Source organism: Desulfosarcina ovata subsp. ovata, from assembly GCF_009689005.1.
Classification (GTDB): Bacteria; Desulfobacterota; Desulfobacteria; order Desulfobacterales; family Desulfosarcinaceae; genus Desulfosarcina; species Desulfosarcina ovata.
On the sequence record NZ_AP021879.1, the window covers coordinates 3,363,332 to 3,380,610 of the forward strand.

At 55.4% G+C, this 17,279-nt stretch carries 13 protein-coding genes; 9 read left to right on the forward strand and 4 right to left on the reverse strand.

Annotated features, from left to right (window positions below; genetic code table 11):
* The first annotated feature begins 67 nt into the window (after positions 1–67).
* Entirely contained in the window at positions 68–1,045 is a 978-nt protein-coding gene (locus tag GN112_RS14910; RefSeq protein ID WP_155310941.1) for a quinone oxidoreductase family protein, read from the forward strand.
* A gap of 61 nt (positions 1,046–1,106) precedes the next feature.
* On the opposite strand, the gene GN112_RS14915 is transcribed toward GN112_RS14910, so the two are convergent.
* The gene (locus GN112_RS14915) at positions 1,107–1,268 is read right to left on the reverse strand and encodes a hypothetical protein (protein WP_155310942.1); all 162 of its coding nucleotides are present in this window, start codon (positions 1,266–1,268) and stop codon (positions 1,107–1,109) included.
* A gap of 289 nt (positions 1,269–1,557) precedes the next feature.
* On the opposite strand from GN112_RS14915, the gene GN112_RS14920 reads away from it, so the two are divergent.
* From GN112_RS14920 to GN112_RS14935, 4 genes are all read left to right on the forward strand, one after another.
* Positions 1,558–2,208, forward strand: a complete 651-nt coding sequence (locus GN112_RS14920; protein WP_155310943.1) for an XTP/dITP diphosphatase — start codon at positions 1,558–1,560, stop codon at positions 2,206–2,208.
* A 180-nt stretch (positions 2,209–2,388) separates the two neighbouring features.
* Positions 2,389–4,350: a phosphoenolpyruvate carboxykinase (GTP) gene (locus GN112_RS14925; protein WP_155310944.1), complete on the forward strand. Its 1,962-nt coding sequence runs from the start codon at positions 2,389–2,391 to the stop codon at positions 4,348–4,350.
* 307 nt (positions 4,351–4,657) lie between these two features.
* Complete coding sequence (locus tag GN112_RS14930; RefSeq protein ID WP_155310945.1) at positions 4,658–5,878, forward strand: AmpG family muropeptide MFS transporter; 1,221 nt, start codon at positions 4,658–4,660, stop codon at positions 5,876–5,878.
* A 104-nt stretch (positions 5,879–5,982) separates the two neighbouring features.
* Positions 5,983–7,731: a DUF6178 family protein gene (locus GN112_RS14935; protein ID WP_155310946.1), complete on the forward strand. Its 1,749-nt coding sequence runs from the start codon at positions 5,983–5,985 to the stop codon at positions 7,729–7,731.
* Between the two features lie 137 nt (positions 7,732–7,868).
* Here the strand turns inward: GN112_RS14935 and GN112_RS14940 are convergent, their stop codons facing one another.
* Complete coding sequence (locus tag GN112_RS14940; RefSeq protein ID WP_155310947.1) at positions 7,869–8,588, reverse strand: response regulator transcription factor; 720 nt, start codon at positions 8,586–8,588, stop codon at positions 7,869–7,871.
* A gap of 32 nt (positions 8,589–8,620) precedes the next feature.
* The gene (locus tag GN112_RS14945) at positions 8,621–9,574 is read right to left on the reverse strand and encodes a sensor histidine kinase (protein ID WP_155310948.1); all 954 of its coding nucleotides are present in this window, start codon (positions 9,572–9,574) and stop codon (positions 8,621–8,623) included.
* A 436-nt stretch (positions 9,575–10,010) separates the two neighbouring features.
* Here GN112_RS14945 and GN112_RS14950 point away from each other — a divergent pair, with 436 nt between their 5' ends.
* Positions 10,011–10,223 carry a dodecin family protein gene (locus GN112_RS14950; protein ID WP_155310949.1) on the forward strand — a complete coding sequence of 71 codons (213 nt, stop codon included), beginning with the start codon at positions 10,011–10,013 and terminating at the stop codon, positions 10,221–10,223.
* A 224-nt stretch (positions 10,224–10,447) separates the two neighbouring features.
* Here GN112_RS14950 and htpG read toward each other — a convergent pair whose 3' ends face one another.
* The gene (gene htpG, locus GN112_RS14955) at positions 10,448–12,379 is read right to left on the reverse strand and encodes a molecular chaperone HtpG (protein WP_155310950.1); all 1,932 of its coding nucleotides are present in this window, start codon (positions 12,377–12,379) and stop codon (positions 10,448–10,450) included.
* 1,055 nt (positions 12,380–13,434) lie between these two features.
* On the opposite strand from htpG, the gene GN112_RS14960 reads away from it, so the two are divergent.
* The 3 genes from GN112_RS14960 (at position 13,435) to GN112_RS14970 (ending at position 17,266) form a co-directional block, all read left to right on the forward strand.
* Entirely contained in the window at positions 13,435–14,304 is an 870-nt protein-coding gene (locus GN112_RS14960; protein ID WP_162458872.1) for a Druantia anti-phage system protein DruA, read from the forward strand.
* 3 nt (positions 14,305–14,307) lie between these two features.
* Positions 14,308–15,834: a transposase family protein gene (locus GN112_RS14965; RefSeq protein WP_155310218.1), complete on the forward strand. Its 1,527-nt coding sequence runs from the start codon at positions 14,308–14,310 to the stop codon at positions 15,832–15,834.
* 241 nt (positions 15,835–16,075) lie between these two features.
* On the forward strand, positions 16,076–17,266 hold the full coding sequence (locus GN112_RS14970) for a putative PEP-binding protein (RefSeq protein ID WP_231717033.1): 1,191 nt from the start codon (positions 16,076–16,078) through the stop codon (positions 17,264–17,266).
* Positions 17,267–17,279: the final 13 nt, after the last annotated feature.

The window sequence follows — 17,279 nt, forward strand, 5'->3', positions numbered from 1 at the left end:
CAGCCGCTGTTATTTTCCGGCGGCAGTGATCCGCACCACCGGGTGTCTATTTGCAAAGGAGAGAAAAATGAGCAAAGCCATCGTGATCCATCAAACGGGCGATCCCACGGTCATGCAATGGGAAAATTTCGACCCCGGCGAGCCCTGCCCGGGGGAGGTTCGCTTGCGCCAGGAGGCCGTTGGTCTCAACTTTATCGATATTTATCATCGCACGGGGCTCTACCCGCTGCCAGCCCTGCCGGCGGTACCGGGGCTGGAAGGTGCCGGTGTCGTGGAATCGGTAGGCACCGGGGTGTCCGAATTCAAACCAGGCGATCGGGTAGCCTACGCCGGCGTACCACCCGGCGCCTATGCCCAGGAACGCTGCATTCCGGCCCATCGCCTGGTCAAGCTGCCGGACGGCATCAATACCCGGCAGGCCGCGGGTATGATGCTCAGGGGCATGACGGCCCGGTATTTGCTTGTCGGATGCTATCCGGTCAAAGCCGGCAGCCGCATCCTTGTCCATGCCGCGGCCGGCGGCGTCGGCACCCTTTTATGCCAATGGGGGCGCCATCTGGGCGCCGAGGTGATCGGCACGGTAGGATCCGTGGAAAAGGCCGAACTGGCCAAGCAGAACGGCTGCCAGCACCCGATTCTGTACGCGGAGACCGATTTTGTGGCGGCGGTCAAGGAGATCACCGACGGTCAGGGGGTGGATGTGGTTTACGACGGTGTCGGCCAGGCCACCTTCATGCAATCCCTGGACTGCCTGCGGCCCATGGGCACCATGGTCTCCTTTGGCCAGTCATCGGGTGCGATAGCGCCGTTGGATGTGGGGCTCCTCTCGGCAAAAGGGTCCCTGTTCCTCACCCGGCCCAGTCTGATGGCCTACACGGCCAAGCGCGATGATCTGCTGGCCCACGCCCGGGATCTTTTTGACGTGGTGACCGCCGGGGCCGTAAAGATTGCCATCGGCCAGACCTACCCGCTGGAAGCCGCGGCCCAGGCCCATCAGGACCTGGAATCCCGCAAAACCACGGGCAGCACAGTATTGATCCCATAAAAAGGGAGCTGCCATCCGGCAGCCCCGTCAGAAGTTGAATCAACTGCAGTGAAAACAGGGGTCAGCAGCAACACTGGCTGACATAACAGCCACACGGGTCAACCACCTGGCAACCGCATGCATCGACCACGTAAAAGCAGCCGCTTCGATCGGCGGCGCTGGCGTGGCGGTGCTTTTTTTGCTCTTTATGCTCACGTTTACGGTCATGTTTTTTATCGGACATGGCAAACCTCCTTTGAGATACAACGCTCCGGCGCTGAAAAGCCGGTGGCGGGATATAAGTGGATTGAATGATCGAAAGCGCTTGGTATTTCACCATCCGCATCCTCGCGGAAACGGTTCTAAAGCGCTGCACCTTCCGCTGTCGATCAAGAATAAGCTAATCATCAAGTACCACAATGTCACAATTTATTTAATTTTTCCCAACCGTTTTGAACAAACGATTAATAGTAGATATCCGATCGGTTTTGTGTTAATAAAATTAGGTTTCTACCCTCCAAATCAGAGGCATTATGAATAAATCGAGGATACTTGTCATCGCCACCCGCAATAAGGGGAAAACGGCCGAAATCCGCGACATGCTCAGCGGCTTCCCGATTACCATAAAAAACCTGGATGATTTCGGTCCCATCCCGGAAGTCGTGGAAGACGGGGAGACATTCGACGAAAACGCCTATAAAAAATCGAGCTTCACGGCCAGGGTACTGGGTTATCCGGCCCTGGCCGACGATTCGGGACTGATGGTGGAGGCCCTGGAGGGGGCACCGGGCGTGCACAGTGCCCGCTGGGCCGGTCCCGAAGCCACCGATGCCGAGCGTTGCAGCAAATTGTTGACTGAGATGGAAAACCAGCCCAACCGCAAGGCGGCGTTTGCGTGTGTCATCTCCATTGCCGTTCCCGCCGGGCCGGCATTGACCTACGAAGGTCGCTGTGAAGGGACCATTCTGGACGCCCCGGCGGGCAGCAATGGATTTGGGTATGACCCGGTTTTTTTCTATGCACCGCTCAACAAAACCTTTGCGCAGTTGACCCTCGCCGAGAAAGGCCGCGTGAGTCATCGCGGCAGGGCCTTGCAGGAGGTTCGGGATGAATTTGACAAGATCATCAAGTGGATTGATTACCAGACGCCGGAACCGGAAATTGTCGGCTGCCAGGGCGAGTAGCAGCGCAATACCTGAAATCAGCGGTTCGTTCAATGGATTGTCAACCATTGAAACGGACTAAAATGCAGCAGGTGGGCAACAGCCGCGCGATCGGACAGGATGGAGGCCTGTCACCATGCCCGGGGCAATGGACGGTATCGTGCAAGAACGACGGATTACAGCCAAAAAGGGGTATTTTGCATGCTGAAAAAAAATGAAGGGATTGATATCGTCAAGGAGTTGGGAGGCATCCAGAACGTTGAACAGGCCCAGGCCCTGTTTGAAAAACGGCTGGACAGCGACCACTTGATCCGGATCCGCAAACTGAGCCAACCGGAAATTCTGATTAAAATCGCCAATGCCATCGCCATGTGCGATCCTGCCCGGGTTTACATCAACACCGGTTCCGCAGCGGATCGCCAGTTCATTCGCCAGCTGGCACTGAACAAAGGCGAAGAGGCGGTCCTGCCCATGGACGGGCATACCATCCACTACGACCTCAAGGAGGAACAGGGGCGCATCATCGACCGGACCTTCTACATTGCCAATCCGGACGAGAAGATCAGTTCCCTGGCCAACAAGATTCTCAGGGACGACGCCCTGGTGGAGGTACGCACCAAGATGGCCGGTATCATGAGTGGCGGCACCATGGTCGTGGGGCTTTACATGCGCGGTCCGGTTGGCGCCGCAGCCACCAACCCGGCCCTTGAACTGACCAGTTCGGCCTATGTATCACACAGCGCGGAGATTCTCTATCGCAACGCGTTCGACGATTTTGAAAAAGAGGTCGAACGCCTGGGCCACTTTTACACCAATATCCACAGCGAGGGCCTCAACCGGGCCGAAGATCTGCCCAACGCCAGGGTCTTCATGGACCGCAGCCACCGCACCACCTACTCCTTCAACTGCACCTATGCCGGCAACACGTTGCTGCTGAAAAAGGGCAACCACCGTTTCTCCGTGGACAAAGCCGTCTACGAAGGAGAAGGGCGGGAACTGGCCGAGCACATGTTTATCACCGGCATCGATGGTCCGGACGGGCGCGTTACCTGGGTCGCCGGAGCCGCCCCATCGGGCTGCGGCAAGACCACCACCGCCATGGCCGGCAATCACTTTGTGGGTGACGATCTGGCCCAGATGTGGATCGACGAAAGCGGCAGCGTACGCTCGATCAATCCGGAGTGCGGCATTTTCGGCATTGTTGAGGATGTCAATGGGGAGGGCGATCCCATGCTCATGGACCGGCTGAGAAATCCCGGATCCGAGGTGATCTGGTCCAATGTGCTGATCGATGAAACCGGCACCCCCCACTGGACCGGCAACGGCGAAGCCCAGCCCATCCGGGGCCGCAACTTCCAGGGCCCCTGGAAAAAGGGCCTGCAAGATGCCAATGGCAAGGAGATCCCCATTTCCCACCCCAATGCGCGCTGCACCATCTCCTCCTCGGCCCTGGCCAACTACTCGGAGGCAGCCGAAGCGGCCGAAGGGGTCGAAACCCGGGTAATCACTTACAGCGGCCGTGACAGCGATACCATGCCGCCGGTGTGGGTCGCCAAGAACTCCGACCACGGTGTTGCCATCGGGGCCTGCATCGTCTCGGCGGCCACGGCCACCGAGGTGGGTGCCAGCGGAGTCAAGCGGGCGCCGTGGGCCAATGCGCCTTTTATCCCCGGCGCCCTGGGGGATTACATGAAAGCGCAGTTCGATTTTTTTGGCAGTGCGGCCATTGCCGACGGCAAGCGGCCGATCATGGCCGGATTGAACTACTTTCTCACCCATGAGGCCCGGGGGGGCAGCGGCAAAAAACTGCTGGGCGAGAAAAAGGATGTCAAGGCCTGGCTGGCCTGGCTGGAGCAACGGGCCCACGGCGATGTGGATGCCATCGAGACGCCCATCGGCTTCATTCCCCGCTACGCCGATATGCAGAGGCTTTTCGAGACGCGGATCGACAAGGCCTATCCGGAAGATCTCTACAACCGTCAGTTTTCTCTTTATGTGGACAACATCCTGGCACGGATCGATCTCCAGATAGCCGCTTATTCCAAAGAAGAAAACATTCCCCCGCGGCTCTTCGACGTCCTGAAAGAACAGCGCGACGGCCTGGTGGCCCTGAAGGAAAAATTCGGCCCCATCGTCACGCCGGAACAGTTGTCGAACATGTAGACATCGATGAATGCTCAAATGGCGTGGCTTTTTTCTGTAAGAGCCTGTTTGAGAAGTCTGGATCAGGCTCGATAACAAGGCGGAACGTGGCTCGAAAGCGGAGCATATATGTAATATGTGAGCATTTTGAGACACTTCCCAACGCCGTTAGCGGGCCTTAGACGGATTTATCAAACAGACTCTATAAGGGAAAAAGCACGCCCGACGCTTCCCATCATTGAGCTGGTCGAACGTATCGCGTTATCAACCCAGGCGGCAGAAAATCACTCTGCCGCTTTTTTCTTTGATCAATTAGGGCCGGATCTTCATGCCACCACCATCCATCATCACCAGCCTGCTCAATCGCCGGATGCTCGTGGCGCTGGTGATGGGGTTTTCCTGTGGGCTGCCGCTGCTGCTGACCCTGTCGGTACTCCAGGCATGGATGACGGAGGCCGGTGTCGATCTGACCACCATCGGACTCTTCTCGCTGGTGGGATTGCCCTATACGCTCAAATTCTTCTGGTCCCCCGTCTTCGACCGGTTTGCCTTGCCGGTTCTCGGCCGACGACGCGGATGGCTCCTGATCGCCCAGCTGGCGCTGATGGGCAGCCTGGTCTGGCTGGGCTTCAGCGATCCGCTGGATCACCCCGAACTGTTGGCCGTCGCCGCCCTAGCGGTGGCTTTCTGCAGCGCCTCCCAGGATATCGTGGTCGATGCCTACCGACGCGAGGACCTGCCCGACCGGGAGTTGGGGTTGGGATCGTCGCTGTACATCAACGGCTACCGGGTAGGCATGCTTCTGGCTTCCGGTGGCGGCCTGATCCTGGCCGACCACATCCCTTTTTCAATGGTCTACACGATCATGGCCCTGTGCCTGCTGCCGGGGGTCATCGCCACCTTGCTGACCCCGGAACCGACGGTCAACCAATTTCCGACGACCCTCAAAGCCGCCGTGGTGGACCCTCTGGTGGAGTATTTCAGCCGCACCGGTGCGTGGTGGATGCTGGCTTTCATCCTGATGTATAAAATCGGCGACACCATGGCGGCAGCCATGACCACACCCTTTTACCTGGATATCGGCTTCACCAAAACCCAGATCGGCGCCGTGGTCAAGCTGTTCGGTTTCTGGGCCACGGTCGGGGGAACCCTGTTGGGCGGCATCGTGATCATCCGCCTGGGCATCATCGGCAGCCTGTGGATCTTTGGCATTCTGCAGGCGCTCTCCACCGCCGGATTCGCCCTGCTGGCGATTCTGGGCCCCAATCTGGCGGCATTGTCCGGGGTGATCGCCTTCGAAAACCTGACCGCCGGAATGGGCACCTCGGCCTACGCGGCGTATATGGCCAGCATTACCGACAAACGCTTCACCGCCACCCAGTATGCCCTGCTCACGAGCCTCATGGGGGTTCCCCGGGTGCTGGCCTCGGCACCCACCGGTTATCTGGCCACCCGGCTGGGCTGGGTCGGATTTTTCATCCTGTGTACCCTGATCGCCATTCCCGGTCTGCTTCTGCTGCTGCGCATCGGCGGGCGCCATCCGGACTGACCCGTACGACTGCCGCTTGTTTTTCTATTATTTCTGATTATGGTTGGCCCACGTTTGCCAACGATTTTACAATAGGATCCCGGATCCGAAGGAGAAGACGTCCCGTGACGACGCCCCCAAATCCCCAAGACACCCATGCCCGGCGAGTTCAGAAGTTGGCCGAAAGCCGCCAGCAGATCCTTTCCATGCCACCGGAAAAAGCCATGTCCGCCATCCTTGACCATCCGCAACCGGCTGCCCTGGTTCACTCGTTTACCGAAACGGATCTGCATTTTCTGATTCACGACATCGGTATCCACGACGCCCTGCCCCTGATCGGCCTGGCATCCAACCGGCAATGGGAATATTTCCTGGACACGGAAATCTGGACGCGGGACCAGCTGGACTACCCCATGGCCACCACCTGGCTGAATCTGCTGCTGCAGGCCGATCCGAATCGGCTGATCAAATGGTGCTTTGACGAAAAACTCGAATTGATGGAACTGTACCTGTTCAGGAACATGGAACTGTGTGTCCGCGAGTCGGATCAGACCCCCTCCGACCTGGGAGAGGGCTATTTTACCGATGACGACACCTTTTATGTGCGTTTTGTGGACTACCCGGTATCGACACCGGCCGAGGAATCCCTGAAAAACCAGCGCAACGCCATGCTGGCCGAACTGTTTCGCCGGCTTTCCCTATGGGATCATCCCCGCTACCAGGGTCTTCTCATGGAAGCGGAAAGCATCCTTCCCGCCGAAACCGAAGAGGAGCTGTTTCGGCTGCGCAACGGACGCCTGGCCGAAAAAGGATTTCTGCCCTATCATGAAGCCATCGGCGTCTATCAGCCCCTTGGCCCCGGAGAGCTGGCGGCAAGGGGCAAAAAACGCTTTCATCGGCCTTCTGCCGATGAGATGCCGCTGCCGGTGCCCAGCCTGGCGGCCACGTTTCTCGAAGGTGACAATCTCTTCGTGCGCGGCCTGAAAAGCATCGACGCCCCCTATGTGATCGACTTGCTGCAAACGGAACTGGCCAGCCTCTGCAACCAGGTCATTACCGCCGATGGGCAGATCGTCCGCGGACGGGACCAGCTGGCCGCGGCAGTGACCAAGGTGAGCGGATACTTGAGTATCGGCCTTGAGCAGGCCACCTCCAACCGGTCAGGCAATCGGGAAGCCATGGCGGCCAAGCTCCTGCAACGCCACTTTTTGGCCGACCTTTTCAGAACCGGTTTTGCCGCCGCCCTGGAGTTGCACTGGCAGGCCGAAAGGTGGCGCCCATCGAGCTGGTTCCAGGCCATGCGGCTGGAACTCACCTTCTGGGACGAAGCGTGGTTGGGCGTGCTGGGCGGATTGCTGCTCGATCGGCCAAAATTCTACGATCCCGCCGTGGCCGGTTCCAGTTACCGTGATTTTCAGGCCATGGCGGAAATCGATGCCACCGGCCGGGCACTCAAGCAGATGAAGGCCGTGGACGCACTGCTCGAACGCCTGTCCATCACCAGACCGATGCTGGGCAGCAGCCGGTTCCTGACCCATAAAAGTCTGATCCTGACCCTCTGGGCCCGGGCGTGGCTGAATCGTCCTGCCATGGACGAGACGGCGACGCCACTGGCCATCCCGCTCTCCGCATTCCGGACGTTCTACGACTGGCTGTGGACGGAAAAAGAGGGCCGACGCATCATCGACGATTCGCGCAAGGCCCGGTTCCTCGAGTGGCTGGCCGACGCCGCCGGCGAATCAGCCACCGATCTGGGCGACCGGCTGGGAATGGTGTTCGAAGATCTGTTCGCTGAAATCGAACGGGAACTCGCGCCGGTACGGGCCGGCAATCTCGACCCGCGGTTTATCCAACTTTTTCTGCTGCGCGCCTGACTTCACCTTTATCCTGGCCACCATTTTTCTGAAAGGACCAGTCACTCTGCCGCGACTGATCGCCACACTGCCGGCCGTTTGCGGTGCCCTCCTGGCGACGACGGCGGTTTAAAACGGAAATAGCAGAAAGACACCGTTCAGTCGGCATGATCGAACAGATAGCCGATCGACCGCAGACTTTTAAAATAGATCGGATTGCGTGGGTCCGCCTCGAAGTACTTGCGGAAACGAACGATAAAATTGTCTACCGTTCGCGTGGAGGTTTTTCTGGAGTAGCCCCAGCCGATCTGGAGCAGCTTATCCCGCGACAGCGGTTTGCCGCGATGGGCAATGAACAGTTTCAGCACCTTCGATTCCTGCTCGGTCAGCGAGATTTCCCCCATTTGGCAATGGGCGGTATGCGTTTTAAAGTCAATCCGGTTGTCGCCAAACCGATAGGTTTCGGAAACCGATGCCACCGTCGTTCCATTTTCCTGATTCCAGCTCCCCCGTTTCAGCAGGCGTTCGACACGCAAGAGCAACTCCTCAAGGTTGAACGGCTTGGCCAGGTAATCGTCCACGCCAAAGGCGAGCCCTTTGATGCGATCGTCCGGGTCCCCCTTGGCGGAAAGAATCAAAACCGGAAGGCGCTCATCCGTCAGGCGAATGCTCTGGAGAATGGAGAGTCCGTCGATACCCGGCAGCATGACGTCCAGAATCACCAGATCGGGGCAGGTCTCTTTCCACTGATTCAGACCGGAAACCCCATCCGATGCGAGAATGACCTCATAGCCCTGCAGGCTCAGGTTGAGTTGAATACCCTCGGCAATATGCAGGTCATCTTCAATGATTAAGATGCGCTTTTTGGATTGCTCCATAACCGTTCTCCTGCGATTCATTCCAATCAATACTATTCCAGGGCCGGCAGAACGAGGGTAAACGTGGACCCCTTGCCCCGCCCCGGACTCTCGGCAACCACCCTGCCCTTGTGCAGACGGGCAATGTTCTGCACCAGATGAAGGCCCAGCCCGCTGCCTTTGGCCGTCATATCATCGGACCGGCCGATCTGGTAAAATTTGCGGAATATCTTTTTCATCTCCTTTCGATCGAAACCGATCCCGTTGTCAACAAAACGGATCCGGGTTTGCTTACGGCCCGATTCGATAAAAATATCCACCTGGGGGAATTTGGCGTCATTGTACTTGATGGCGTTGGTCAAAAAGTTCATGAGCAGCATTTCAAAAAGATGTCGGTTGACGTGCTGGTAAACGGTGGCGTTTTCCGGTGCGTGAACGACAATGCGGCACGCTTTGAAGAGATGGACGTTTTCCTCGACAAACCGATTGATCGTCTTGACGACGTCGCAGACGATAAACTCACCCATATAGCTTTTGCTCTCCAGTTTGGCGAGATTGAGCATCCGGTTGATATTCTCGGTCAACCGGTTGACGTCAAGGAGCATGTACTGGATGTATTTCAGCTGATCGGCCCGGGCCAGTTCGTGTTTGGAAAAGGTTTGCAGATAGAGCTGCAGCGATGTCACCGGTGTTTTGAGTTCATGGGTGAAATTGTTGATGAAATTGTTCTGCAGGCGATAGAGCTGCATGGTTTTCTGACTGAATACGAAGATAATGAAGATCCCCAGCAAGATGGTGCCGATCAGCATGGAAAGCACCAGAATCACCACCCAGGTATCGGCGGCAAACACCTGATCCTGTTCCAGGTTGAAGCGCACCATGGCTGCCCGCAACCCCGAGCTTACCCCGACGTACCAGTAGATATACAGAAAAAGCGATACCACCAGGGCTGTCACGGAAAAAATGAACACCGAGATCGGATGAAACAACCACTTTACCGGCTTCATGAGGTGCCGTCTTTCGTCAATTCGGGTGGGGGAACAATAACCGGATCCGTCTGTGGATAATAGCGGGTTTCAATATGCATTTCAATCCGCCGTCAATTCTGTCCTTGACCAGCTGACGACTCTCATAATAAACTACGAGTATCGTTTTTCTCCCGTCCGCAGTGTATGTCCGATCGTTGCGAGCATCTTTTTCGCTGAATTGTGCGTGTTCCTATAGTTTTTTAAGATAATGTTTTTGGCAAGGCCAGAGGGAGGAAGCTGTATAACCCATACCGCGACGACCGATAACGCCGCCCGAAAACACTATCTTGAAGGCTATAACTGCTGCCACGTCGTTGATGCACCACCTGTCTTGGGGTCCTTTCCGTTGAAATGAACCGGTCGTTTCAACGGTCGTTTTCGTTTTTTTCAACTGAGACACCAAAAGGAGGATATCATGAGTGAAAGCATTTACAAAGTCATCGAACTGGTAGGCACCAGCCCGTCGTCCTGGGAGGAAGCCGCTAAAAATGCGGTTGAAACCGCTGGCAAATCGCTGAAAGATCTGCGGATCGCGGAAATCACCAAACTGGATATGCGCGTCGAAGACGGCAAAGTGACCGCTTACCGCGCCCGGGTCAATCTGTCGTTCAAGTATTCCGTGGAATAAGGCGATTTCTGTCAAAGAATATACCCGCCTTCTTGTCTTTTCATCCGTCTTCGGCGTTGGGCTTTTCCACACATAGCCCCACTATGCGTAAAAAAGCCCGCCTTGAATACGAATGAAAAATCCTGCGCATCCGGGTATATTCTTATCCGCCAATCGCCTAAGGGGCACCACGCCCGCCATCTGACCATCCGGGCGGCAATCAGTACGCCGCCCGGATGATGGGGTTACATGGCTCGGGCCATTAAATCGCCCACCATTTTGGAAAAACGGGCCGGGTTGTCCAGTTTACCGCCTTCTCCGACTACCGCCATGTCGAAAAGCAGATGGCTGTAATCCTTCAGCGCGGGATTATCGCGGTCGCTTTCAAACAGATTTTTTATCTTTTCGACCACCGGATGATCCATGTTCAGCTCCAAGACGCGTTTGGATTCGGGGGTCTTCTGGCCGGAGGCCTTGAGCAGTTTTTCCATGTAGGCACTCGTATCCCAGGTATCCCCGGAGAGACAGGAAACGGAGTCTTTAAGCCGGCTGGAGGGTTTGACCTCCTTGATCTTCTCTTCCAAGGCGCCCTTGATGAAACCGAAGAGGGCATTGTAGGCTTCTTTTTTGGAATCATCCACCGTATCCAGTTCCAAATCGCCTTTTTCAGCGCTCTTGAGCGGTTTGCCATCATACTCGGTCAGTGACTGCACCACCCACTCGTCCACCGGATCGGTCATCAGCAGCACCTCGAAATCCTTCTCCTTCAGTTTTTCCAGATGCGGGCTGTTGAGCAGGGCGGACAACTTGTCACCGGTGATGTAGTAGATCTCCTTCTGGTCGGCAGCCATGTTCTTGACGTAGTCATCCAGAGACACCCATTTGTCCTCGGACTTGGTGGTCTTGTAGCGGGCCAGCCCGGCTATCTTCTCCTTGCGGGTCGGATCCGTATAAATACCCTCCTTCAGGACAGCGCCGAACTCATCGTAGAACTGGTTGTATTTCTCATCTTCCATTTTCTCCAGCAGATCAAACAGCTTTTTCACCAGGTTCTTGCGGATATTGATCACCAGGCGGTCCTGCTGAAGAATTTCACGGCTGACATTGAGGTTCAGGTCCGACGCGTCCACGACCCCTTTGACGAAACGGAAATACTCGGGCATCAGCTCCTTGCAGTCGTCCATGATGAAAACCCGCTTGGAGTACAAGTGGATGCCGTGGCGACGCTCGGGGGTAAACAGGTCGAAAGGCGCCTTGGAGGGGATATAGAGCAGGGCATGGTACTCGGTGGTACCTTCGAACTTGAGATGCAGCCGCTCCATGGGCGCATTCCAGTCATGGCTCAGATGTTTGTAGAACTCTTCGTACTCTTCATCCTTGACCTCGCTGGAACTGCGGGTCCAGATGGCCTTCATGGAATTGAGCGTCTCTTCGCGCATCACCTTACGGGTGGTAGCTCCGATGGGCTTGCCGTCCTTGTCTTTGATAATCTCCTCGTCGGGCAGTGGTTCGTCGCGTTCGACCTCCATGGTAATCGGGTAACTGACGAAATCGGAGTGCTGTTTGACGATGTTGCGAATCACCCACTGGTCGGTGAAGTCCTTGTCGTCCTTGCCCTTCTTTTTCAATTCCAGGGTGATCGTGGTACCGCGGGTGGCCTTTTCCACCGTCTCGGTGGTGTAGGATCCGTCACCGGTGGAGACCCATTTGACCGCTTGATCGGCAGCCGTACCGGCGGCCCGGGTAACCAGGGTGATCTTGTCGGCGACCATGAACGCGCTGTAAAACCCGACGCCGAACTGGCCGATCAATTCGGGAATCAGCGTCTCCTGGCCTTTGGCCTGTTCCATGGCCTCCATAAAGGCAGCGGTACCGCTTTTGGCGATCGTACCGATGTTTTCCAGAACCTCGTCGAGGGTCATGCCGATGCCGTTGTCGGAAATTTCAAAGGTCTGCTTGATGGCATCGGGCTTCAAATGAATCTTGAACTCGGTGTCGTCGCCCAGAATCCCCGGCTCGGTCTCGGCCTTGTAGCGGACCTTGTCGATGGCATCCGATGCATTTGAAATCAACTCCCTTAGGAAGATGTCCTTATTGGAATAGAGGGAGTTGATGATCAGATTGAGCATTTGCTGCACTTCGGTCTTAAACTGATGGGTTTCCTTCTTTGCGTCCATGGGCTCTCCTGAATGCTCCTTCATCGATCTTTTATCAATGGTTATAATTAGTTCGACCTTTACGATGAACAATTATGGGGGCGATTTGCCATTTGTCAAGAGACCACCGGCAACCCACCAGGGCAATTGCATGTAACCTTGGTATGTGATGTGCTTTACAGGGTGATCGCGTACGGATCGTTACTATGATCCAAATCGAAATCGGGATCGCTATCGAAATCGAAAAAAAAATGGGACGGAGACATGCAGACTGGATGTCTATCGACTTGCGGTCAATGGTAATCGGTGCCATGGGAAACCGGAAAACCAGGAACCGTATAGCGCCCTTTTGTCAACCAGTGATTCCAAAATATATCGTCGATTTCGATCCCGATTTTGATTTCGATTTCGATTTCGATTTCGATAAACCTGAGTTACATGCGATTGCCTGGAAAACCCACTGACGGACCCAGGCCGCTGGGGATCAACGCCTGCCGTTCAAAAATCAAAACCACATAAATACATATATAATACAATCAGATAGAATATAATCACAAAGAAGGGACAATACGGGTTCAAAATCTTGAACTTTTCCCAAACTTAATTTTTTAATTTTTATTTCAGTATGTTAATCAAGTTGATGACTTTTTGAGGTTCATGATCTTGAACTTTTTCAACCGGAAACACGGCGCTACTATACGGTCCAGTGAATGCCCGCCGCCGCCACAAATTTATTATTAACCTTGATTTCAATATGTTTTAACAAATTCAGCGTTTCTTCAATCCAGCCGCCCATTATTGGCAAGCCAATTGCTTTTGTAGATTGTCAACCTAATAATTTTCATCTTTTCTCCTCCTTAGCGGTTAACCGGCGTCATCCCGGTTAACCGTTTTTTTTGCCGCAGCACTGACGCATAACTATTTAAACCCACTGATACCAGCGAGATAGACAGACATCAAAAAAAGTTTGTCTCAAAATAGCTATAGACAAGCGATCGGGCTTTTGGTAGAGGTAGCATAGGATGTTTGTAAGCACGCATCCTAGTCGTGACGCTACACTTGAAAAGGAGGTCGCTTTGATAGTCCAGTGTGGACGGCAGATTGAGAGTGAGGAGCTTGCGCAAATTCGCGAAACCGTTGAGACATTTTGGCGGTTGAGTCAGTGGGAGTTGGCCCAAACGGTATGTGAGCATTTGGGCTGGCACACCGCTTCCGGCGGCAATAAAGTGGACGCCTGCCTGAAGTTGCTCAAGCGTTTGGAAGCGCAAGGGCGCATACGATTGCCCGCTAAACGCGATAGCGGCCGCAAAAGCGGCAAGCAGCCGATAGCATCCCATCGGATCCAGCCTCAAGAGCCAGTCGTGGGCAAGCTTTCGGATATCGGGCCGATCCGGCTCAGGGTCGTACAAGGCAAAGCAGATAAGGCGCTTTTTAATGAATACCTGAGCCGTTACCACTACTTGGGGGACAAGAAGCCATTTGGATGTTATTTGCGCTATTTTGTCGAAGGCGCAGGCACGCTATTGGGGTGTATGCTGTTTTCAGGAGCGGCCAAAGCGCTAATCAAGAGAGATCAATGGATCGGCTGGAGCACCAACGAGCGACTGCGGAACCTGGGATTTGTTGTCAACAATGGGCGGTATTTGATTTTTCCGTGGGTAAAGGTCAGGTACTTGGCAAGCTGCGCATTGGGCAAGGCGATCAGGGAGTTGGGGCGGCACTGGCAGGAGCGCTGGGGCTATCGGCCGGTTTTGCTGGAAACCTTTGTCGATCCGCACTATTTCGATGGGACGTGCTACCGGGCGGCCAATTTTAGGTATCTTGGCATGACCCGCGGAATGGGGCTTATTCGACAGGGTCAAAGCTACGCCACCAGTCCGAAAAAGATCTTTGTTTATCCGCTGGCGGATAATTTTCGGCAAGTGTTATGTTCAGGGGAGGGCTGACGGATGAAAAAAACCAGCCGCAGACCCAGTCGTGAGCAGATCAAAGCCCAAATCAAACAGCGCAAACATGCACAGAAAAAATTGCGTCAGGATGAAAAGGCCAAGGGCTTTAAGGCGCCATCACATGCCACGATTTCAAACGGCAAGTGTAAATACGAAAGCATTGAGCAGGAGTACACTGCCCGCAATGAGGCGGTTGCCGAGAAAATAGGGATCTTTCGGGCCAAGATGCCTGTGCTGCTTAAGCAACTGTCCAAAATCGAGGACCCGAGAAATCCTAAAAAGATCAAGCACAATCTGTCGACCCTGATGATCTATGGGATACTGATGTTTGTTTTTCAGATGAGCTCTAGTCGCGAGGCCAACCGGGAGATGTCCCGGCCGCTGTTTTGGCAGAATCTGCAGTTTTTCTTCCCAGAGCTTGAAAGTTTGCCCCATCATGACACGCTCAAACGGTTACTGGCGGTGATCGACGTCAATCAAATCGAACAGTTGCATCTTGAGTTGATCCGGCAATTGATCCGGAAAAAGAAATTTCGGCGCTATTTGATTGACGAGTGCTATCCGATCGCGATCGATGGCACCGGCAAATTTAAGCGTGACTGGATTTGGGCCGAGGAGTGTTTGCAGCGCACCGTTACGCAAGCGGATGGGGAGCACCTTCAATACCATGTCTATATTTTAGAGGCCAATCTGGCGTTTCGCGATGGCATGACTATTCCGTTGATGAGTGAAATGTTAAGCTACACCGAAGGCGACACCGCCAATGATAAACAGGACTGCGAGCTTAAAGCCTTTTACCGATTGGCCCAACGCCTGAAGTCGGCCTTTCCGGCGCTGAAAATCATGGTGTTAATCGATGGGCTTTACGCCAAGGGTCCCGTGGTAGAGGTTTGCCGCAAAAATAAATGGCAGTTCATGATCGTCCTGAAAGACAAATCCCTTCCCAGCGTGATGAGTGAATTTGAAGCGCTTGCGGCACTTGAGATAAAAAATCGTTTCCGCCAGGGATGGGGCAACAGAAAACAGGTGTTCAAATGGGTAAACAGTATCGACTATCGGTTTGGTCCGAACGATAAAAAAAGCCAAATCCTGCACGTCGTCGAATGCCAAGAGCGCTGGCAACAGGTTAACCCGCAAACCGGGCAATTGGAGGACAAAAGCAGCCGACACGTGTGGCTGTCCAGCAAACCGTTGAACCGGTTTAATCTTCACGAACGGTGCAATCTGGGCGCACGCGCGCGCTGGGGCATCGAAACCGGTATCCTGGTTGAAAAACATCATGGATATCGCTATGAGCACTGCTTTTCGTATAACTGGAATGTCATGAAGGGATATCACTATTTAATGCGTCTGGGCCATATGTTCAACGTTTTGGCTCGCTATTCGGAACGGCTGGCCAAGGTCGTCAAAGATACCGGCGTGCGAGGCCTTATTCGCTTTATTCGCGAGACCATAGCCAACCCCTGGTTGGATTATGAATGGCTGGAAATTCGTCTGGCCGCCCCTTTTCAGCTTCGGTTGGTGTAGCAGTAGCCGTACCAAAACAAAGCGAAACAGCCTCTCAAGCCTGGAAGAGATGGGAGTCCACGGTCAGACATAATTGAGATTATGTCATGACAATTGTCTGAGGAGCAAATCTTGGTCATAAAAGTGTGAAGACGTTAGCCGGGTGATGAAAAGTGGGGCCCTAATCGTGACCAACCCCTGATTCTTTTTATTCATGCGTCAGAGCTGAGGCGAGTGGATCAGCATTGACGGCACCGCCGGCGTGGTCTATGAAGGCCAGCTGGCCACCATGGTACCGGATATCAAGGATCCCTGGCTGATCAAACTGCTTGGCTGGGCCGATTCGTTCCGCACCCTGGGGGTCTGGGCCAATGCCGACTATCCCCGCGACGCCCGGCGGGCGGTGGAGTACGGTGCCCAGGGAATCGGCCTGTGCCGTTCCGAGCACATGTTTTTCGAGACCGACCGGCTGCCCTACTTCCAGAAAATGATCATGGCCGACTACCCGGTGGAACGTCGCGAGGCCCTGGCGGCCCTGCTGCCCTTCCAGCGGGAAGACTTCGCCGGACTCTTCCGGGTGATGGATGGGCGACCGGTGATCATCCGCCTGATCGATCCGCCCCTGCACGAGTTCCTGCCCGACCTGGTGGAGCTGGTGGCCGAGCTGGCCGACCTGAAAATCCAGCTCAAACATGCCCCGGACATGGCGGCCATTGATGCCCTGTTGAGCGACATCCGCCAGAAGGAGCAGCTGCGCAAACGGGCCCTGAGTCTGCGCGAGGCCAATCCCATGCTGGGGCTGCGCGGCGTGCGCCTGGGAATCTATATTCCCGAATTGACCAGCATGCAGGTGCGGGCCATCTTCGAAGCGGCCTGCATGGTGGTCAAGGAGGGCATCGATGTCCACCCGGAGGTGATGATCCCGCTGACCAGCCATGTCAACGAACTGATCCGCCAGCGCACGGTGCTGGAGGCCGAGGCCCGGACGGTGATGGCCGAGCAGGGCGTGACGATCGGCTACAAATTCGGCACCATGATCGAACTGCCCCGGGCGGCCCTGACCGCCGACCGGATCGCCGAACATGCCGAGTTCTTCTCCTTCGGCACCAATGACCTGACCCAGACCACTTTCGGCATCTCCCGGGACGATGCCGAAGCCGGTTTTCTCATCGAATACATGGAGGGCGGCATTCTGCCGGCCAACCCCTTTGCCACCCTGGACCGGGACGGGGTCGGCCAGCTCATCGACATGGCGGTGAGAAAAGGCCGCGCCAGCAAACCGGATCTGGAGTGCGGCATCTGCGGCGAGCATGGCGGGGATCCGCAGTCCATCGCCTTGTGCCATCAACTGGGGCTGACCTACGTCTCTTGCTCCCCCTTCCGGGTGCCCATTGCCCGCCTGGCCGCGGCCCACGCCGCCCTGCAGGAGACCGGCAGGCCCCATGACGGATGAAGGACCGATGCCC